This is a genomic window from Mycobacterium avium subsp. avium (assembly GCF_009741445.1).
GTDB classification, from domain to species: Bacteria; Actinomycetota; Actinomycetes; order Mycobacteriales; family Mycobacteriaceae; genus Mycobacterium; species Mycobacterium avium.
The window spans coordinates 3,958,891-3,977,979 of record NZ_CP046507.1 but is presented as its reverse complement, the minus strand read 5'-3'; the positions used below and the strand labels follow the sequence as shown (position 1 = coordinate 3,977,979).

The 19,089-nt window shown below is 71.7% G+C and carries 16 protein-coding genes; 9 read left to right on the top strand and 7 right to left on the bottom strand.

What is annotated here, in order from left to right; translation table 11 throughout:
* Positions 1-125: 125 nt before the first annotated feature.
* From MAA44156_RS18515 to MAA44156_RS18485, 7 genes are all read left to right on the top strand, one after another.
* Entirely contained in the window at positions 126-1,541 is a 1,416-nt protein-coding gene (locus MAA44156_RS18515; protein ID WP_009978807.1) for an NAD(P)H-quinone dehydrogenase, read from the top strand.
* Positions 1,542-1,597: 56 nt separating this feature from the next.
* Positions 1,598-3,352 carry a glycerol-3-phosphate dehydrogenase/oxidase gene (locus MAA44156_RS18510; RefSeq protein WP_003874498.1) on the top strand — a complete coding sequence of 585 codons (1,755 nt, stop codon included), beginning with the start codon at positions 1,598-1,600 and terminating at the stop codon, positions 3,350-3,352.
* Positions 3,349-4,221, top strand: coding sequence for a pseudouridine synthase (locus MAA44156_RS18505; RefSeq protein WP_029248588.1), 873 nt, complete (start codon positions 3,349-3,351; stop codon positions 4,219-4,221). Before MAA44156_RS18510 ends, MAA44156_RS18505 begins: the two co-directional genes overlap by 4 nt.
* Before the next feature lie 39 nt (positions 4,222-4,260).
* Positions 4,261-4,857, top strand: coding sequence for a hypothetical protein (locus MAA44156_RS18500; RefSeq protein WP_011725979.1), 597 nt, complete (start codon positions 4,261-4,263; stop codon positions 4,855-4,857).
* Positions 4,858-4,924: 67 nt separating this feature from the next.
* Complete coding sequence (locus MAA44156_RS18495; RefSeq protein ID WP_003874501.1) at positions 4,925-5,212, top strand: CDGP domain-containing protein; 288 nt, start codon at positions 4,925-4,927, stop codon at positions 5,210-5,212.
* A gap of 231 nt (positions 5,213-5,443) precedes the next feature.
* Positions 5,444-6,580, top strand: coding sequence for a PPE family protein (locus MAA44156_RS18490; protein WP_009978803.1), 1,137 nt, complete (start codon positions 5,444-5,446; stop codon positions 6,578-6,580).
* Positions 6,581-6,689: 109 nt separating this feature from the next.
* Complete coding sequence (locus MAA44156_RS18485; protein ID WP_009978802.1) at positions 6,690-7,826, top strand: PPE family protein; 1,137 nt, start codon at positions 6,690-6,692, stop codon at positions 7,824-7,826.
* 74 nt (positions 7,827-7,900) lie between these two features.
* Here the strand turns inward: MAA44156_RS18485 and MAA44156_RS23740 are convergent, their stop codons facing one another.
* Both MAA44156_RS23740 and MAA44156_RS18475 read right to left on the bottom strand, forming a co-directional pair.
* Positions 7,901-8,113 (bottom strand): hypothetical protein, encoded by a 213-nt coding sequence (locus MAA44156_RS23740; protein ID WP_023879509.1) that lies wholly within the window; start codon positions 8,111-8,113, stop codon positions 7,901-7,903.
* 85 nt (positions 8,114-8,198) lie between these two features.
* Positions 8,199-8,552: a DUF732 domain-containing protein gene (locus MAA44156_RS18475; RefSeq protein WP_009978801.1), complete on the bottom strand. Its 354-nt coding sequence runs from the start codon at positions 8,550-8,552 to the stop codon at positions 8,199-8,201.
* 191 nt (positions 8,553-8,743) lie between these two features.
* On the opposite strand from MAA44156_RS18475, the gene MAA44156_RS18470 reads away from it, so the two are divergent.
* Positions 8,744-9,661, top strand: coding sequence for an extracellular catalytic domain type 1 short-chain-length polyhydroxyalkanoate depolymerase (locus MAA44156_RS18470; protein ID WP_009978799.1), 918 nt, complete (start codon positions 8,744-8,746; stop codon positions 9,659-9,661).
* On the opposite strand, the gene nei2 is transcribed toward MAA44156_RS18470, so the two are convergent.
* Genes nei2 through hglS form a run of 5 tightly spaced genes read right to left on the bottom strand, consistent with a single transcriptional unit; the run spans position 9,658 to position 18,578 of the window.
* The gene (gene nei2, locus MAA44156_RS18465) at positions 9,658-10,410 is read right to left on the bottom strand and encodes an endonuclease VIII Nei2 (protein WP_009978797.1); all 753 of its coding nucleotides are present in this window, start codon (positions 10,408-10,410) and stop codon (positions 9,658-9,660) included. The two genes, MAA44156_RS18470 and nei2, sit on opposite strands and share 4 nt — an antisense overlap.
* Positions 10,411-10,412: 2 nt before the next feature.
* Positions 10,413-15,044, bottom strand: a complete 4,632-nt coding sequence (locus MAA44156_RS18460; RefSeq protein ID WP_065370812.1) for an ATP-dependent helicase — start codon at positions 15,042-15,044, stop codon at positions 10,413-10,415.
* A 42-nt stretch (positions 15,045-15,086) separates the two neighbouring features.
* The gene (locus MAA44156_RS18455) at positions 15,087-15,746 is read right to left on the bottom strand and encodes a TetR/AcrR family transcriptional regulator (protein ID WP_009978793.1); all 660 of its coding nucleotides are present in this window, start codon (positions 15,744-15,746) and stop codon (positions 15,087-15,089) included.
* Positions 15,747-15,792: 46 nt separating this feature from the next.
* The gene (gene amaB / locus MAA44156_RS18450) at positions 15,793-17,322 is read right to left on the bottom strand and encodes an L-piperidine-6-carboxylate dehydrogenase (RefSeq protein ID WP_009978792.1); all 1,530 of its coding nucleotides are present in this window, start codon (positions 17,320-17,322) and stop codon (positions 15,793-15,795) included.
* Positions 17,319-18,578: a 2-oxoadipate dioxygenase/decarboxylase gene (gene hglS, locus MAA44156_RS18445; RefSeq protein ID WP_009978791.1), complete on the bottom strand. Its 1,260-nt coding sequence runs from the start codon at positions 18,576-18,578 to the stop codon at positions 17,319-17,321. Before hglS ends, amaB begins: the two co-directional genes overlap by 4 nt.
* A 30-nt stretch (positions 18,579-18,608) precedes the next feature.
* Between hglS and MAA44156_RS18440 the strand changes: the two genes are divergently transcribed.
* Positions 18,609-19,061 (top strand): Lrp/AsnC family transcriptional regulator, encoded by a 453-nt coding sequence (locus MAA44156_RS18440; protein ID WP_003874513.1) that lies wholly within the window; start codon positions 18,609-18,611, stop codon positions 19,059-19,061.
* Positions 19,062-19,089 lie beyond the last annotated feature (28 nt).

Below are 19,089 nucleotides of genomic sequence, written 5' to 3'. Positions count from 1 at the left end.
CGGTCTTCCCCCGAGCCGGGCGCCGCCGCGCTGCGGCGGGCATCGTCGCCGGGCTAGGTGGGATGGCCCGCCTCCTCCTCCCGCCGCGCTGCGGCGGGCATCGTCGCCGGGCTAGGTTGGGGGTCGTGGTGACCCGCATCGTGATCCTCGGCGGCGGTCCGGCCGGTTACGAAGCCGCTCTGGTGGCCGCCTCCTCCCACCCCGACACCACCCACGTCACGGTGATCGACTCCGAGGGAATCGGCGGCGCGGCCGTGCTGGACGACTGCGTGCCGTCCAAGACATTCATCGCCTCGACCTGGCTGCGCACCGAGCTGCGCCGCGCGCCGCGGCTGGGCTTCGAGATCGACATCGACGACGCCAAGATCTCGCTGCCCCAGATCCACGCCCGGGTCAAGCAACTGGCCACCGAGCAGTCCGCCGACATCACCGAACAGCTGCTCGGCGTGGGCGTGCGAGTGGTCGCCGGCCGCGGCGAGCTGATCGACCCCACCCCGGGGCTGGCCCGCCACCGCATCAAGGCCACCGCCCCCGACGGCAGCAGCAGCGAGTACGAGGCCGACGTCGTGCTGATCGCCACCGGCGCCAGCCCGCGGATCCTGCCGTCGGCCCAGCCCGACGGCGAGCGGATCCTGACCTGGCGCCAGCTCTACAACCTCGACGCGCTGCCCGACCACCTCATCGTGGTCGGCTCGGGGGTGACCGGCGCCGAGTTCGTGCACGCCTACACCGAATTGGGCGTGCCGGTGACCGTGGTGGCCAGCCGCGACCGGGTGCTGCCCTACGAGGACGCCGACGCCGCCCTGGTGCTGGAAGAGGCGTTCTCCGAGCGGGGCGTGCAGCTGGTGAAGAACGCCCGCGCGCAATCGGTCACCCGCACGCCCGACGGGGTGCTGGTCACCCTGACCGACGGGCGCACCGTGGCGGGCAGCCACGCCCTGATGACCATCGGCTCGGTGCCCAACACCGCCGGCCTGGGCCTGGAGCGGGTCGGCATCGAGCTGGGCCGCGGCGGCTACCTGACGGTGGACCGGGTGTCGCGGACCTCGGTGCCCGGCATCTACGCCGCCGGCGACTGCACCGGCCTGCTGCCGCTGGCCTCGGTGGCCGCCATGCAGGGCCGCATCGCGATGTATCACGCGCTCGGCGAGGGCGTCAGCCCGATCCGGCTGCGCACAGTCGCGGCGACGGTGTTCACCCGGCCCGAGATCGCCGCCGTCGGCGTGCCGCAGACCATGATCGACGACGGTTCGGTGTCGGCGCGCACCATCATGCTGCCGCTGCGCACCAATGCGCGGGCCAAGATGTCGGGGCTGCGGCAGGGTTTCGTGAAGGTGTTCTGCCGCAAGTCCACCGGGGTGGTGATCGGCGGCGTGGTGGTGGCGCCGATCGCCTCCGAGCTGATCCTGCCGATCGCGGTGGCGGTGCAGAACCGCATCACCGTCAATGAATTGGCGCAGACGCTGGCGGTTTACCCGTCGCTGTCCGGTTCGATCACCGAGGCGGCCCGGCGGCTGATGGCCCACGACGACCTGGACTAACGGTTAGCCTTGGTGCAGCACGCCCTACTGACGAGTAACCGGACAGGAGCCCTGCAGTGAGCGATCCGATCCACGCACTCGGCGAGCCCGGCTCGCCGGCTTCGGCGCTGGGACCGCGGCAACGCGCGGCGGCCTGGGACAGGCTGGGCGCCGAGCAGTTCGACGTGGTGGTGATCGGCGGCGGCGTGGTGGGATCGGGCTGCGCCCTGGACGCCGCCACCCGCGGGCTCAAGGTCGCGCTGGTGGAGGCCCGCGACTTCGCGTCGGGCACCTCGAGCCGTTCCTCGAAGATGTTCCACGGCGGCCTGCGCTATCTCGAGCAGCTGGAGTTCGGGCTGGTGCGCGAGGCCCTATACGAGCGCGAGCTGTCGCTGACCACGCTGGCACCGCACCTGGTCAAGCCGATGCCCTTTCTGTTCCCGCTGACCAATCGGTTGTGGGAACGGCCCTACATCGCCGCCGGCATCTTTCTCTACGACCGGCTGGGCGGCGCGAAATCCGTTCCGGCGCAAAAACATTTGACCCGCGCCGGTGCGCTGCGGCTGTGCCCGGGCCTCAAACGCAGCGCGCTGATCGGCGGAATCCGCTACTACGACACCATCGTCGACGACGCCCGGCACACCCTGACCGTCGCGCGCACCGCCGCGCACTACGGCGTGGTGGTGCGCAACTCCACCCAGGTGGTCGCCCTGCTGCGGGAGGGCGACCGGGTGACCGGGGTGCGGGTACGCGACTCCGAAGACGGCTCGGTCACCGAGGTCCGCGGGCATGTGGTGGTCAACGCGACCGGCGTGTGGACCGATGAGATCCAGGCATTGTCCAAGCAGCGCGGGCGATTTCAGGTGCGGGCATCCAAGGGGGTGCACGTGGTGGTGCCGCGCGACCGCATCGTCAGCGACGTGGCGATCATCCTGCGCACCGAGAAGTCGGTGATGTTCGTCATCCCGTGGGGCAGCCACTGGATCATCGGAACCACCGACACCGACTGGGATCTGGATCTGGCCCACCCCGCGGCCACCAAGGCCGACATCGACTACATCCTGTCCACCGTCAACACCGTGCTGGCGATCCCGCTCACCCACGCCGACATCGACGGGGTGTATGCGGGGCTGCGGCCGCTGCTGGCCGGGGAGAGCGAGGAAACCTCCAAGCTCTCCCGCGAGCACGCGGTGGCGGTGCCCGCACCCGGCTTGGTGGCCATCGCCGGCGGCAAGTACACCACCTACCGGGTGATGGCCGCCGACGCGATTGACGCTGCGGCGCAATTCATTCCGGCCCGGGTGGCGCCGTCGATCACGGAGAAGGTCAGCCTGCTCGGCGCCGACGGCTACTTCGCGCTGATCAATCAGGCCGAGCACGTCGCGCAGCTGCGCGGGTTGCATCCCTACCGGGTGCGCCACCTGCTGGACCGCTACGGCTCTTTGATCGGTGACGTGCTGGCGCTGGCCGCCGATCGGCCCGACCTGCTCAACCCGATCACGGAGGCGCCCGGCTATCTGCGGGTGGAGGCGCTGTACGCCGTAACCGCCGAGGGCGCTTTGCATTTGGAGGACATCCTGGCCCGCCGGATGCGCATCTCCATCGAATACTCGCATCGCGGCGTCGACTGCGCCCGCGAGGTCGCCGACGTGGTCGCGCCGGTGCTGGGGTGGACGGCCGGCGACGTCGAGCGCGAGGTCGCCAACTACACCGCCCGGGTGCAGGCCGAGATCCTGTCGCAGGCCCAGCCCGACGACGTGTCGGCCGACGAGCTGCGGGCCAGTGCGCCCGAGGCGCGCGCCGAGATCCTCGAGCCGGTGCCGCTCAATTGAGACCGGTGCCGCTGCCGGTTCGCGACGGGCTGGGACCCGCCCGGGTGCGGCTGCGCGGCGGTCCGGTGCTGGCCGAGCTCACCGCCCGGTTCGGCGCCGCGGCCCGCGCCAAAGTCCTTGCCGCCGAAGTGGTTACCGCAGACGGTGCGGTGGTCGACGAGGCCACCGTGTTGCCGGCCGGGGCCAGTGTGTACCTTTACCGCGAGCTGCCCGACGAGGTGGTGGTGCCCTTCGACCTCCCGGTGCTGCACCGCGACGACGACATCGTCGTCGTCGACAAGCCGCACTTTCTGGCCACCATGCCGCGCGGACGGCACGTCGCCCAGACCGCGCTGGTGCGGCTGCGCCGGGAGCTCGGCTTGCCGGAGCTGAGCCCCGCGCACCGGCTGGACCGGCTGACCGCCGGGGTGCTGCTGTTCACCGCGCAGCGCGAGGTGCGCGGCGCCTATCAGACGCTGTTCTCCCGCGGGCTGGTGGACAAGACCTATCTGGCCCGGGCCGCCGTCGACCCGGCGCTGGTGTTCCCGCGGGTGCTGGCCGGCCGCATCGTCAAGCACCGGGGCCGGATGCAGGCGGTCTGCGAACCCGGGCCACCCAACGCGCTGACGGAGGTGGAGCTGTTGTCCCCGGACGGTCTGTACCGGCTGCGGCCACGCACCGGACGCACCCATCAGCTGCGCCTGCAGATGGCCTCGCTGGGCATACCGATCATCGGTGATCCGTTGTATCCCAACATCATTGACGTGCCGGCCGATGACTTCAGCACCCCGCTGCAGCTGCTTGCCCAGCGCATCGAGTTCGACGATCCGCGCACCGGCGCCCGCCGCGTCTTCGTCAGCCGCCGGACCCTCGACGACCCAGGTCCATGACGGAGTTTGGCGCGCCGCTGCGCGGGTACCTGGTGGCGTGTGCGACGGCAATTGCGGATTCCGGAACGGGCCAACGACGCCGAGACCGCGCTGCTGCGGTACCTGCTCTACGGGCTGCTGCCGGCCTGGTTCATCCCGGCCCTGCTGGATTGGAACCAGCACCGGCGCAGCAGGATCGAGATCACCTCGGGCACGCGGGAGTCGCTGATCCATCTGCTGATGATGGCCGAGGTGGGGGTGCCGATCACCCTGGTCCTGCTGTGCGAGATCAACCCGCTGGTGCTCTCGACGATCCTGGCGTCCATCGCCGCCCACGAGGCCACCGCGCTGTGGGACGTCACCGCCGCCGAGCGCAGCGGGCGCCGGGTCACCACCTGGGAGCAGCACGTGCACAGCTTCCTGGAGTCGCTGCCGATCATGGCGGCCTCGGCGCTGGGCTGCCTGCACTGGCGGGAGGTGCGCGAGCTCGCCCGCGGTGCCCGCTCCCGCGACGCCTGGCGGCTGCGCTGGAAGCAGAACCCGCTGCCCGGCGGCTACCTCGCCGCGGTCGCCGCCGCGGTGGCCGCCGCGATCGTCGTCCCCTACGGCGAGGAGCTCTACCGCTGCGTCACCAAGACCGACCGGACGCTGCGCTGAACGGCGACCCACCCGGGCACGGCACGCGGTAGCGTCATAGCCGGCGCCGACGTGACGGGAGGCAACCATGAGGCACGGCACCGTCGCAGCGGCGGCCGCCCTGCTGCTGGCCGCCGGGGTGATCGCCGCGGCCCCGCCGGCCCGGGCCGGCTGCCAGTACGGCGGGCCCGTGCTGAGCAAGTGTGACGGCCCCGTCCAGCCCGACGGCACCTGGCAGCGCTGCGTCGCGGTCACCCGCCTGATCCCCAACGGGGCCAGCTCCTACCTCGTGCCCGACGGGCACTGCGAACAGCTGGGACCCGACCAGCACCCGGCCGATCTCGCCTTCGCCGACCCGCCCGGCCACATCGACTGAGCCGAGACTGCCGGGCGACGGGCGGCGACCGCCGGCACGCCCGCTGGCACACCGCCAGCAAATGTGAAAACGATTTCTGTTATGGGTATAGGGTGGCCTAACATCGGCAGTCGGTCTGGGAGGGACATGACCGCAGGTGACAGGCCTCGACGTGCAGAGTTTCCGCGCTCTTCGCGGCCTGGTCAACGCAAATTTGCTGAGGCGTTCTCAGCGTGGGCATTGTGAGATGTGATGGATCTGTTTGCACCCCCCGAGGTCACCTCGACACTCATCCACACCGGGCCGGGCGCGGGCTCGCTGATTGAGGCCGCCGCCGCCTGGCAGCGCGTCGCCGTCGAGCTGGAGAACTCGGTGTCCAGCTACGCCTCGACGCTGTCGTCGCTGATCGAGTCCTGGGACGGCCCCTCGGCGATGGCGATGCTGCAATCCGTCCAGCCCTACCTGCTGTGGCTGCGCGAGACCGCGCAGCAGTCCGCGCAGCTGGCCAACTCCGCCGAGGCCGCGGCGACGGCGTTCGGCACCGTGCGGTCCACCGTGGTGCACCCGTCGGTCGTCAGCGCCAACCGCACCCGGCTGGCCCAGTTGCTGGCCACCAACCGGTTCGGCACCAACACGGCGGCGATCGCCGAGACCGAGAACGAATACCAGACCATGTGGGCGAACAACTCGGCCGCGCTGAGCCGCTACCAGGCGGCCTCGTCGCAGGCGACATCGCCGCTGACCCAGTTCAATTCGCCGCTGGCCGTCACCGACCCCGGCGGGACCGCCAACCAGCAGGCCGCGGTGATGAAGGCGTCGGTCGACTCCTCGGGTTCGTCGGTGGGCTCGGTGCTCAACGACCTCAACATGCCCGGCGGGTTCGATCCCAACGCCGGCTGGTTCAACTACTTCAGCACCTGGGGCAACCAGTTCATCTCGTCCGGCTTCCCGATCAACCTGCTGGACGTGTGGGCGCAGCTGGCCACCGCCCAGGGGGTCGCATCCGTCGGCGGCGACATCGGCTCCGGCCTGTCCGAGGGCCTGGGCGCGACCACCGCCAGCCTGGCCAACGCGATCAAGGGCATCGGCGCGGGTGCGGTGGCGCCGAGCGGCGCGATGGGCGTCGGGGTGTCGCTGGGCAAACTGACCGCGCCCCCGGCGGTGGTCGGGCTGCTGCCGGGAACCCAGACGGGCGTGCAGCTGGCCTCGGCGGCGTCGCCGCTGCCCGCGGCCGAATCGGGTTTCCCGCTGATGCCGATGATGGTGCCGCCGCCGACCACCTCGGCGGGCACCGGCTGGCGAAAACGTAAACAGCAGAAGTACGAGGACGTCGCCTACGGCCGGGAAGTCAAAGGCAAAGTGATGCCTCGTAATCCGTCGGCCGGATGAATTGACCATGGTGCCCCGCCCTCGCCGCGGACACCGAATCGCCGAACGGGCCCGCCCGCAGCGCGGCCCACACCCACGTTCTTCCCGAATGCAGCCAAGGTAAAGGTTCATGGATTTTGGGATACTGCCGCCGGAGGTCACCTCGGCGCTGATCCACGCTGGACCCGGTGCCTGGTCATGGATCGAAGCCGCCGGGGTGTGGCAGCAGCTGAGCATGGAGCTCGAACAGTCGGCGAGCAGCTACACCGCGGAGCTGGCGGCGCTGTCGACCACCTGGCAGGGGCCGTCCGCGCTCGCGATGACCCGGGCGCTCGAGCCGTACGTGGACTGGTTGCGGATCACCGCCCAGCAATGCCAGGAGATCGCCACCTCGGTGCAAACCGCCACTGCCGCATTCGAATTGACGCACTGGACTGTGGTGCATCCCTCGCTGGTCGCCGCCAACCGCGCCCGCCTGGCAATGTTGTTGGCCACCAACTTCTTCGGGATCAACTATCCGGCCATCGCCGAAACCGAGGCCGAGTACCACGCCATGTGGGTGAACAACTCCGCGGCGATGTACCGCTACGCGGCGACCTCGGCGAGCGCGGTCAGGTTGCCCCGGTTCACCGAGCCGCCCCAGGTGGCCAACCCGTCCGGGGTGAGCACCCAGGCCGCGATGGTGCCCGCGACGAACGCCGCTGATTCCGGCACCCAGACCGGTGTCGCCGGCACCCTGCAGGCCGCCTCCACCGCCTTCTTCGATCCCAACACGGGCTGGTTCAAGTACTGGAGCACCTGGGGCAACCAATTCCTGGCCGCCAGCGGATTTCCGATCAACCTGATCGGGGTGCTGGCCCAGCTGCAGACCGCCAGCGGATTCCAGTCGCTGGGCGCCGACGTCGCCGGCGGCCTGGCCGAAGGCACAGCCGCCCTGTCGGCGGCCGAGGTGCGACTGGTCAGCGCCGTCGGCGCCGCCGGATCGTCCCTGGCGCCGCGGGCGGCGCTGGGCGTGGGCATCTCGCTGGGCAACCTGACCATGCCGCCGGCGACGGTGGGAATGCTGGGGTCGCAGGCGCCCGTGCAACTGGCGTCGGCCGCCTCGCCGCTCGCGACCGGAGCCGGGCAGCCGCCGATGCTGCCGATGACGCCGATGCGCCCGGGCGGCAACGGAACCCGCCGGCGCAACGGGCGCGACTACGACGACATCGAGTACGGCGCGGAGCTTCCCGGCACCGTGATGCAGCGGCCGCCGTCGGCGGGCTAGCGGAAAGACGATGGGGCGCAGACCATTCCGGACAGCCAGGCCCGCGTGTGGCGCGGCCGCCGGTCCGCGGGCGGCTATTCGGCCGCCGGGGGAGCGGAAAGGCCTTGCCGGATGCCCTGATTCATCGCATCCCGCGGCGTCACGCCGCCGGGCGGATCCGGTTGATCGCAGGCGCAATTCAGATGGGCGAACGGGCCGGGGTCGGCGCCGGCCGGCGCCGCGGCCCCGACGGGCGGGCCGAGAGCGATTGCGACACAGGCCATACCGGCCAGCAGTCTCGGAATCATCGTGGCTCTGCGCTTCGTCACCTGAATTCGGATGTTCAGATTTTATCCGCGGTTTCGTCACGAGCCTGTCAACCGGCTGTAAATTTCAGGATCCGGCTGCCGCCGCCGCATACTTCGGGCAGTACGCCTTGATGCTGACGCCCACGAAATAGCCGGCGTGATAGCTGTCCAGGGTGCTGCTGGACAGCACGTTGTTGGCGACCTGCTCCGGGGTCTGGCCCATGTCGAGTTCGTGGCACACGGTGTGGCCGGAGTTGACCGCGGCGTCGGGGGACTCGTAGTTGATGCCCTTGGCCTTCAGCGCGGCCAGGAACGCGTCGTCGGCCGAGGTGGCATACGCCGGCGTCGTGATCACGCCGAGGAGGCCGGCCAGCGGCAGCAGGCCGGCGACCACCAGCGACCGCGGCCGGGCGCGCTTGCGTATCTGGGTGCTCGTCATTTGTGATACTCCCGTGGAACAGAAGTGCCGTTGCTTGCTGGAGGCGGGGCTAGGTCGAATGCTCGCATGTCGCGGCGGCACCGGCTGCCGTATCACCGATAATGCGGTGCGTGCCACACCAGGGTTTGCTCCGGCGTCGACTGCGCGTCACCTGCGGGCCCTGCTCGACGCGGCGCCGGTGATCTGACGAGATGGCGTACGCGCGATGGCTGTGGCTCGCTGTGCTGGCGGTATGCGTGGTCGGCTGCGGTGTGCGGCATGTGTCGGCGGCCAGCGCGCGAGACATTTCCGGCACCTTTCGTTCCGGCGGCATGGACCGAACCTACATGTTGCACGTGCCGGCGGGCGACCCCGTCGGCCTGGTGCTCAGCCTGCACGGCGGCGGCGGAACCGGCATCGCGCAGCGCGGGCTGACCGGCTTCGACGCCGTTGCTGACGCGCACAACCTGTTGGTCGTCTACCCCGACGGCTACGAGAAGAGCTGGGCCGACGGGCGCGGCGCCTCACCGGCGGATCGCCACCACGTCGACGACGTCGCCTTCCTGGTCGGGCTGGTGACCAAGCTGCAAAACGACTACCGCGTCGCGCCCGGCCACGTCTTCGTCACCGGAATGTCCAACGGGGGCTTCATGTCCAACCGGCTCGCCTGCGACCGCGCCGACGTCTTCGCCGCCGTCGCGCCGGTGGCCGGCACCCTCGGCGTGGGCGTGGCCTGCAACCCGTCCCGGCCGGTGTCGGTGTGGGCGGCGCACGGGACCGCCGATCCGCTGGTGCCGTTCAAGGGCGGGGCGGTGCGCGGCCGGGGCGGCCTCAGCCACGCCGTCTCGGCGGAAGCCATGGTGGACAAGTGGCGCAAGGTCGACGGATGCCAGGGCGATCCGTCGATGGAGCTGCTGCCCGACGCCCGCGACGGCACGGTGGTGCACCGCTTCGACTCCACGTCGTGCGCGGCGTCCACCGAGGTGGTCTTCTACCGGATCGACAAGGGCGGGCACACCTGGCCCGGCGGCAAGCAGTACCTGCCCGCCGCGGTCATCGGCCCCACCACGCACACGCTGGACGGGTCGGAGGCCATCGCGGAGTTCTTCCTGGCCCACGCCCGCGATTAGCGCTGGCAGGACGGGCACCAGTAGGTCACCCGGTCCCCGGAGTCGTCGAACTCGATGGGGGTGCCGCAGCGGCGGCACGGTTGGCCGGCCCGCCCGTAGACCCACAGCTGCCGGCCGTTGCGGGTGTCGCCGGTGGTGCACCGGTTCCAACGGAAGCGGTTGAGCCACAACATGTCCCGGGCACGCGAGACGAGCCGCCGCGGGTCGGCGACGGCGCTCACCGGCGCGGTGGGCAGTTGCCCGCTGACAAAGCACAACTCGTTGCAGTAGACGTTGCCGATCCCGGCCAGCACCCGCTGATCCAGCAGCGCCTCGGCGATCGGCCGCTGCGGGCGGGCCACCAGGTTGGCGGCGGCCCGCGCGGGGTCCCAATCCTCGCCGAGCAGATCGGGTCCCAGATGCGCGACGGCCTCGCCGTCGCGATCGCGGTCCAGGATCCGCAGCACGCCCAGATCGACGCCGACCGCGGTCGCGGAGCCGGTTTCCAGGACGATGCGCGCCCGGTGGTCGACCCGCACCCGCGGGCCGACCCGCCAACTGCCCTCCATCTTCAGGTGCGAGTGGATGCTGGCGGCGCCCACCCGGATGAACAGATGCTTTCCACGGCTGAGGATCTCGTCGACCACCTGCCCGGTGAGGTCGACGGTGGCGAACCGCGGCACCCGGATGTCGCAGCGGGTCAGCGTCTCGCCGAGCAGATGCTCGCGCAGCACGGCGGCGGTGTGCCAGACGGTGTCACCCTCGGGCATGGTCAGCGCAGCCGCATTCCGCGCGGGGTGCGGGCGAACCCGGCGTCGGCGAGCGCCGTCAGCGCGTCGTTGCCGGCGGCACCGTCGCCGCGCGGCGCCAACGCCGGCACCCCGTCGATGCGCTCCACCAGGATCGCCGCGACGCGACGGGCCGAGACCAGCCCGGCCAGCGCCGCCGCCGCGGCGTGCTGGGCGGCCGGGTCGTCGGTGAAGGTGAGCAGCGACCGGCCGCCCCGCTCCAGGAACCAGGCCAGCTCGCCGTCCACCAGCACCACCAGCGCCCCGGCCTTGCGGCCGGGCCGGGCCCCGTCCGCGCTCGAGGCCGGCCAGGGCAGCGCGGCGCCGTACGGGTTGGCCGGATCGGCGGCGGCCAGCACGATCGCCCGATACTCGGGCCGTTGCGGGTCGACCCCGTCGGCGAACCCGCGCAGCCGGTCGACGGTGGAGGCGACGGCGAACTGCGCCCCGCCCAGCGATTCGATGAAGTAGCCGCGCTGGCAGCGGCCGGCGTCCTCGAAAGTGCTCAGCACCTTGTACAGCGTGGCGAACCCGCCCGCGACGCCCTCGGCGGCCACCGCGCCCCGGGTCAGCACGCCGTGCCGGCCCAACAACAGTTCGGCCTGGAAGTGGGCGCGCACCGTGGAGTCCGGCTCGGGCGGCGGCAGCACGGACCATCGGCCGGCCACGGTCGTGTCGGCCGGACGGGCCTGCGGGTGCGCCACGCTGTACCGGCTCAGCCGCGGCGGCCGCTGCGCGCGGTGCGCCGGCGCCGAACGCCGGCGCGTTCCGCCGCCGCCGAGCAGGGCGCGCACCGGGGCGAACGTGTCGCCGGTGATCCAGCCGGCCCAAACCAGTTCCCACAGTGCGGCTTTGAGCTCGGCGTCGGACACCCCGTCGGTTGCCAGCTGACGGAAGAAGTAGCCGCCGCCACCGGCCAGCACATCCAGGATGGCGCGGTGCGCCTCGCCCAGCTCGATGTCGGCGGGCCCCTGCAGCGTCAGCGGCGCGGACTCGCTGGGGTGCAGGGCGATCCAGCCGTCGCTGCCCGAGATGGACCCGGCGCCCGACCAGGTGACCTCACCGGTGGCCAGCAGTTCGTCCAGCAGGGCGGGGGAGTAGTCGCGCACCCGCGGGGCCAGCACCAGCGGCTCGAGCGCCGAGGCCGGCAGCCGCACCCCGGCCAGCTGCTCGATCACCGACATCAGCCCGTCCAGCCCGGAATGGCCGGGCGCGCGCGAGGATTCGGCCGCTCCGACCCGGTGCCAGGCGGGCAGGAACCGCCCGTAGGCGGCGGTGCTGACCGGCTCCACCTGGGCGCGCAGCGCGGCCAGCGACCGCCGCCGCAGGATGCGCAGCACGTCGGCGTCGCACCACTGCTCGGCCCCGAGCACTCCGCCCGGCTCCGACGGCCGCGCCGCGACGAAGTCGCCGCGCACCAGCCGGCCCTGCGAAGTGGAGGGGTCGGCGAGCCGGCCCAGGACGTCGGCGGTCACCCGCAGCCCCAGACCGAACCGGGCGGCGGCCTCGGCGGTGCTGAACGGGGTGTGGGTGCGCGCATACCGGCCCAGCAGCTCGCCCAGCGGGTCGGCGACCTCCTCGGTGAACGCGGCCGGCACGCCCAGCGGAACCGCGATGCCCAGGCCGTCGCGCAGCCGGCCGATGTCCTCGATGGCCACCCACCAGCTGCGGCCGGCGAACGACACCGGCACCGCGCGCCGGGCCGCGCGCAGGCCCTCCAGCCAGCCCCTGACCTCGACGGCGTCCGCGCCACCGGCCCGGGCGACCACCTCGTCCTCGGTGAGCGGGCCCAGCAGCCGCAGCAGGTCGGCGACGGCCTCCGCGTCGCGGGCGGCCCGCTCGGGCGCCAGGTGCTGCAGCGCCCGGGCGGTGGCCGCGACCACCTCGGGGTCGAGCAATTCGCGCAGCTCCACCCGGCCCAGCAGCTCGGCCAGCAGCGTGCTGTCCAGCGACAGCGCGGCGGCCCGCCGCTCGGCCAGCGGGCTGTCGCCCTCGTACATGAACGCGCCGACGTAGCCGAACAGCAGCGAGGCCGCGAACGGCGAGGGCCGCTGCGTCTCCACCTCCAGCACCCGCACCCGCCGCTGCGCGATGCCGGCCATCAGCGCGACCAGGGCGGGCACGTCGTAGACGTCCTGCAGGCATTCCCGGACGGTCTCGAGCACCACCGGGAAGTCGGGGTATTTGCGGGCCACCTCCAGCAGCTGGGCGGCGCGCTGGCGCTGCTGCCACAGCGGCGAGCGGCGGCCGGGGTGCCGGCGCGGCAACAGCAGCGCGCGCGCCGCGCACTCGCGGAACCGCGACGCGAACAGCGCCGAACCGCCCACCTCGGCGGTGACGATCGGGTCGATCTCGTCGGCGTCGAAGACGAAAAGCTCTGCGCCGGGCGGGGTGTCGCCACCGTCGGACGCGAAATCGGAAACCGTGTCCGGCAGCCGCACCACCACGCCGTCGTCGGACGCGGTGGGCTTCTCGTCGATGCCGTAGCGCTCCCGCAGCCGGCGGCCCACTGCCAGGGCCAGCGGCCCGTTCACGCCGAGCCCGTACGGCGAGTGCAGGATCACCCGCCAGTCGCCGAGCTCGTCGCGGAACCGCTCGACCAGCAACGTGGTGTCGGTGGGCACCACCCCGGCGGCGGTGCGCTGCTCGTCGAACAGGCCGTACAGATTGTCGACGGCGTACGCGTCGAAACCCAATGCGGCACACCGGGAATCGAATTCCTCTCGGCTCAGGCCGGCGAGTTCGCCGGTGAACGCGCCGAGCGCGGCACCCAGCTCGGCCGGGCGGCCCACGCCGTCACCGCGCCAGAACGGCAACCGGGCCGGCTGCCCGGGCGCCGGGATCACCAGCACCCGGTCATGGGTGATCTCGGTGATCCGCCAGCTGGTGGCGCCCAGCGAGATGACGTCGCCGGGCCGCGACTCGTACACCATCTCCTCTTCGAGTTCGCCTACCCGAGAGGGCTTTTCGGCTTCCGAGGCGAGGTAGACGGTGAATAGCCCGCGGTCCGGGATGGCGCCGCCGGAGGTGACCGCCAGCCGCTGGGCGCCGGGGCGCGCGGTCAGCGTGCCGGTGTTGCGGTCGTAGACCAATCGCGGTCGCAGCTCGGCGAATTCGGTGGACGGATACTTGCCGGAGAGCAGGTCCAGGGTGGCCTCGTAGATGCTGCGCGGCAGCGTCGCGAACGGGGCGGCCCGGCGCACCGTGTCGAACCACCGGTCGGCGTCCAGCGGTTCCAGGGCGGCCGCCGCCACGGTCTGCTGGGCCAGGATGTCCAGCGGGTTGGCCGGCACCCGCATGGTCTCGATCTGGCCGGCCAGCATGCGCTGCACGGTCACCGCGCAGCCGATCAGGTCGGTGCGGTGCTTGGGGAACAGCACCCCGCGCGACACCTCGCCGACCTGGTGGCCGGCCCGCCCGATGCGCTGCAGCCCGCTGGCCACCGACGGCGGCGCCTCCACCTGGATGACCAGATCGACGGCGCCCATGTCGATGCCCAACTCCAGGCTGGAGGTGGCCACCACCGCCTTGAGCAGGCCGCGTTTGAGGTCCTCCTCGACCAGCGCGCGCTGTTCCTTGCTGACCGAACCATGGTGGGCCCGAGCCAGTATCGGCTCCACGCCGTAGGTCTGACCCGAGGCCATGATGTGCGCCGGGGCGCCGCCGGCCACCTTCGGATTGGCGGTCGCGGAGAGCTCGACGCCGCTGCGCTCGGCGTGAATCTCGTTGAGCCGCGCGGTGAGTCGCTCGGCCAGCCGCCGCGAATTGGCGAACACGATGGTCGAACCGTGCGCCTCGATCAGGTCGACCAGGCGGTTCTCCACGTCGGGCCAGATGGTGTTGTTCGCCAGGTTGGCCATGTCGGGCACCGGCACCTGCACGCTCAGCTCGACGGTCTTGGCCGACGGCGGGGCCACCACGGTGGTCCGGGTGCCCGGCGCCGTCCCGGACAGGAAACGGGCCAGCTCCTCGGGCGGCCGCACCGTCGCCGACAGCCCGATGCGCTGGGCGGGCCGGCCCTCGCGCAGCGCGTCCAGGCGCTCCAGCGACAGCGCCAGGTGCGCGCCGCGCTTGCCGCCGGCGATGGCGTGGATCTCGTCGACGATCACCGTCTGCACCCCGGCCAGCGTCTCGCGGGCCGCCGAGGTGAGCATCAGGAACAGCGACTCCGGCGTGGTGATCAGCACGTCGGGCGGCCGGTTGATCAGCTGGCGACGCACCGCCGGCGGGGTGTCACCGGAGCGCACCCCGACGCTGATGTCGGGGGCCGGCAGGCCGGCGCGCTCGGTGATGCGGGTGAGCCCGGCCAGCGGGGTGCGCAGGTTGCGCTCGACGTCGACGGCCAGCGCCTTGAGCGGCGACACGTAGAGCACCCGGGTGCCGGGCGCGCGCTCGGCCTGGCCGGCCAGGCTGTCCAGAGCCCACAGGAACGCGGCCAGCGTCTTGCCCGACCCGGTCGGGGCGATCACCAGCGTGTTGTGGCCGTCGGCGATGGCGCTCCAGGCCTGCGCCTGCGCCGTGGTCGGGGCGGCGAAGGTGCTGGTGAACCACTCCCGGGTAATGGCGCTGAACCGGCCCAGCGGGTCGGACGGCCGGGGCTCGGCGGGAGTGCTCACCTGTCCATGGTGCCAACGGGCACCGACATGGTCGCGGCCCGCTCAGAGCCGCGAGTTGGCCATCGCCTCGCCCAGCTCCTCGGGGATCTCGGGCACCCGGCCGATGGCGTCCAGCAGCGCGTGCGCGCAGGCGTCGGCGAGCTTGTCGGCGTCGGTGGTGGGGTCGATGATGCGCTGCCGGCAGATCTCGAAGGTGAACGCCAGCCAGCCGTGCAGGATGACCCGCAGGTGCCGCTCGACGTCGGGCTCCAGCGTGGCGGGCACCTCGGCGAGCAGCTGGTTGATCCGGGACATGATGTGTTCCATCTGGCGGTTCTTGGCGTCGTCCTCGACGCCCAGCAGAACCGGGTCGGACCGGCCCAGGCCGACGTAGGCGGCCCATGCGGCCTCCGGGTTCTGCTCGTGGTAGGCCATGTAGGCCAACACCCCGACCCGGATCTCCTCATACATGGTCAACCCGGTGACGTCGTCCATGTTGGTGTTCTCGTACAGCCGGTCGGCCTCGTCCTTGACCACCGCCGCGAAAAACGCTCGCTTGTCCGGGAAGTAGTGGTACATCAGGGCCCGCGACACCCCGGCGCGCTCCGCGATCTCGTCGATGCGGACCTCGTCGTAGGGCCGCTTGCCGAAGACCTCCGCCCCTAAAGCGAGCAGCTCAGCCCGCCGATCTTCGGGGGATAATCGCCTTCGGGCCGTCGCCATGTGTCAGATAGTACTCATACGACATGAGACACCGGCCACAATGGATTCATCCGAACTCGACGCCCTGGGCCAGGGGTAATGCACCGGAATAATTGACGGTATTGGTACTTTGGCGCATGTAGGCCTTCCACGAGTCGCTGCCCGACTCCCGCCCGCCGCCGGTCTGCTTCTCCCCACCGAACGCGCCGCCGATCTCCGCGCCGGACGTGCCGATGTTGACATTGGCGATTCCGCAGTCGGATTCGTCCAGGAAGCGTTCCGCCTCGCGCAGGTCCGTGGTGAAGATGGCCGACGAAAGACCCTGCGGCACGGCATTATTGAGCGCAATCGCGTCGTCCAGCCGGTCATAGGTCAGCACGTAGAGGATGGGCGCGAACGTCTCGGTGGCCACGATGGGCGTCTGCGCGGGCATGCGCACCACCGCCGGCGCCACATAGTAAGAGCTCGGGTGCTCGACGGCGAAGGGGTGCCTGCGGTCGCCGTCGATCACCTCGCCGCCGTCGGCGCGCGCAGACTCCAGCGCCCCCACCATGTCGCGGTAAGCGGTCTCGTGGATCAGCGGCCCCACCAGCGTGCCCGGCTCGAACGGGTCGCCGATCGGGAGCCGGCGCAGCGCCGACACCACCCGGGCGACCACCTCGTCGGCCACCGAGTGGTGCACGATGAGCCGCCGCAACGTGGTGCAGCGCTGACCGGCGGTGCCGGCGGCGGCGAACACCACGGCCCGCACGGCCAGGTCCAGGTCGGCCGACGGCGTCACGACGGCGGCGTTGTTGCCGCCCAATTCCAGCAGCACCCGCCCGAACCGGGCCGCCACCCGCGGCCCGACCGCCCGGCCCATCCGCACCGACCCGGTCGCCGACACCAACGCGACGCGCTCGTCGTCCACCAGCAGCTCGCCCAGCTCGCGATCGCCCAGCACCACCGCGCTCACCCCGGGCGGGGCACCCACGTCGGCCGCGGCCCGGGCGATCAGCGCCTGGGTGGCCAGCGCCGTCAACGGCGTCAGCTCCGAGGGCTTCCACACCACGGTGTCCCCGCACACCAGCGCCAGCGCGGCATTCCACGCCCACACCGCGACCGGGAAGTTGAACGCGGTGATCACGCCGACCACCCCGAGCGGGTGCCAGGTCTCGGACAGCCGGTGCCCGGGGCGTTCCGAGGCGATGGTGCGGCCGTAGAGCTGCCGGGACAGGCCGACGGCGAACTGGCAGATGTCGATCATCTCCTGCACCTCGCCGGCCGCCTCGGAGGTGATCTTGCCGACCTCGAGGGTGACCAGGGCGGCCAGCTCGTCGCGGTGCGCGCGCAACAGCTCGCCCAGCCGCGCCACCAGCGCGCCGCGCACCGGGGCCGGGGTGCGGCGCCATTCCGAAAACGCTTGGGCTGCTTGGGTTATCGCGTGCTCGGCCTGATCGGGTGTGGTGGGTGCGACGGTGAACAGCACCTCGCCGGTGATCGGGGTGCTGGCGGGCAGCCCGTGCGCGTCCGGCGCGCCGAGCTCGACGTGGGCTCCGAGGGAGCGCAGGGCATCGGCGGCGCGGGCGCGCAATTCGTCGGCGGTGGGCAAAGTCATCGGGGGGCCTCCTGGGCAAGCGCCTCGTACAGCGGGTAGGGGTCGTGGATCTCGCGGCCGAGCGCCCCGGCCAGCCAGTCCTGGTCGTAGCCGGAGTCGTCGACGGCAGGGGCGGCCTGGGCGGCACCGGGGGTTTCCGCGTCCAGGTTGGACCGGAAGATGCCCGCCGCCGAGGCGGGCAGGAAGTCCTCGTAGACGATCGGTGCTGACGGGTCGCCGCCGCGGTAGTAGCCCAGGCCCTCGGCCGCCATCTGCGCGTCGGTGGCGGGAAAGTAGTTGGCCCACACCGCGGCCGGGTCGTCGGCGGCCATCGCGGCGTCGTAGCGGCGGCGGCCCCGCGGGGTCAGCGCCACACCGCGCGCCTCCACCTCGCCGAAGCGCACCCGTACCGTCCCCTCGGTGATGCGGCCGTCGTCGCCGCGGAACCGGCGGGGTTCGGCCAGCGCGCGAAAAGAGGTCTGCCGCAACAACACCGCCGGCCCGCCGGTGGCCGGCGGCCCCTGGATGGCGTCGATCATCGCGATGCCGCGCCCGGTCATCCGCCGGTACAGCTCATCGATGTCCAGCACGCGCGGGGTCAGGTGGTTGAGGTGGGTGGAGCAGACACCGGCGATGTCGGCGGCCACCGCCGACACCCGCGACAGCTCGTCGTACCAGGACCGCTCGATCGGCTTGCCGGACAACGCGAATGACGCCACCGCGGCCGCGACGAACGGCCGGGCGGCATCGTCGGCGCAGCCGCCCGCGGCGGCGATGCTCCGGGCCCGGGCCAGCAACGCCGGATCGAACAGCTGCCGGTGCGCCAGGAAGTTGTCCACCCGGGCGCGCAGGTCGCGGTCGAAGTAGCGCCGGTCGCGGGTGGCCAGCATCGAGGTGAACATGCGAAACGGGTTGAGCGACAACTCGTTGCCGTCGACCGGCCGAAAAGCGGTGCACACCACCGGGATCGGCGACGCAGCGCGGCGCAGGTCGTAGTAGCCGACCGGCGCCATGCCGAACGCGGCGAAAAGATCGGCGACCGCGCGCAGTTCGGCCGGGCTGCCCACCCGGATGGCGCCGTGCCGCTCGGCGGTGACCCGGCGCAGCGAGCCCCACCGTTCGGCGTCGGGGTGCCGCGCCACGTGATCGGCGTTCACCCGCGTGCACACCTGCACCAGGGTGGCGTAGCCGGGCACCTCGGCGGCGTACATCGCCGAGAGGCCCGCGGCGAACATCGCGCGCAACCGCCAGGCGGGCAACCATTTCGGCCGGCTCAACGGGCACCGCCGCTGCGATAGTCTCCGGCCATGAGTGAGACGCTCGACGATGTCGACCGGATTCTGGTGCGCGAGCTGGTCGCCGACGGCCGCGCCACGCTGGCCGAGCTGGCCGCCAGCGCCCGGTTGTCGGTCTCGGCGGTGCAGTCGCGGGTGCGCAGGCTGGAGGCCCGCGGCGTGATCACGGGATACTCCGCGCGCATCGAACCGGAGGCGGTCGGGCACCGGCTGTCGGCGTTCGTGGCCATCACTCCTCTGGATCCCTCTCAACCCGATGATGCGCCGGCCCGCCTGCAGCACATCGAGGAGATCGAATCGTGCCATTCGGTGGCCGGCGAGGAAAGCTACGTGCTGCTGGTGCGCGTCGAGTCCGCCCGGGCGCTCGAGGACCTGCTGCAGCGGATCCGGACCGCCGCGAACGTCAGGACGCGAAGCACCATCATATTGAACACATTTTACGACAATAGGGTATATGTACCGTAAATCTTACTGTCTGTACCTCATGATTTCG

Coding starts and splice junctions, on each gene's coding strand:
- MAA44156_RS18475 (WP_009978801.1), bottom strand. CDS start 8,552: ATGACGAGCACCCAGATACGCAAGCGCGCCCGGCCGCGGTCGCTGGTG.
- amaB (WP_009978792.1), bottom strand. CDS start 17,322: ATGACTTTGCCCACCGCCGACGAATTGCGCGCCCGCGCCGCCGATGCC.
- MAA44156_RS18485 (WP_009978802.1), top strand. CDS start 6,690: ATGGATTTTGGGATACTGCCGCCGGAGGTCACCTCGGCGCTGATCCAC.
- MAA44156_RS18455 (WP_009978793.1), bottom strand. CDS start 15,746: ATGGCGACGGCCCGAAGGCGATTATCCCCCGAAGATCGGCGGGCTGAG.
- MAA44156_RS18495 (WP_003874501.1), top strand. CDS start 4,925: ATGAGGCACGGCACCGTCGCAGCGGCGGCCGCCCTGCTGCTGGCCGCC.
- MAA44156_RS23740 (WP_023879509.1), bottom strand. CDS start 8,113: ATGATTCCGAGACTGCTGGCCGGTATGGCCTGTGTCGCAATCGCTCTC.
- MAA44156_RS18440 (WP_003874513.1), top strand. CDS start 18,609: ATGAGTGAGACGCTCGACGATGTCGACCGGATTCTGGTGCGCGAGCTG.
- nei2 (WP_009978797.1), bottom strand. CDS start 10,410: ATGCCCGAGGGTGACACCGTCTGGCACACCGCCGCCGTGCTGCGCGAG.
- MAA44156_RS18470 (WP_009978799.1), top strand. CDS start 8,744: ATGGCGTACGCGCGATGGCTGTGGCTCGCTGTGCTGGCGGTATGCGTG.
- MAA44156_RS18490 (WP_009978803.1), top strand. CDS start 5,444: ATGGATCTGTTTGCACCCCCCGAGGTCACCTCGACACTCATCCACACC.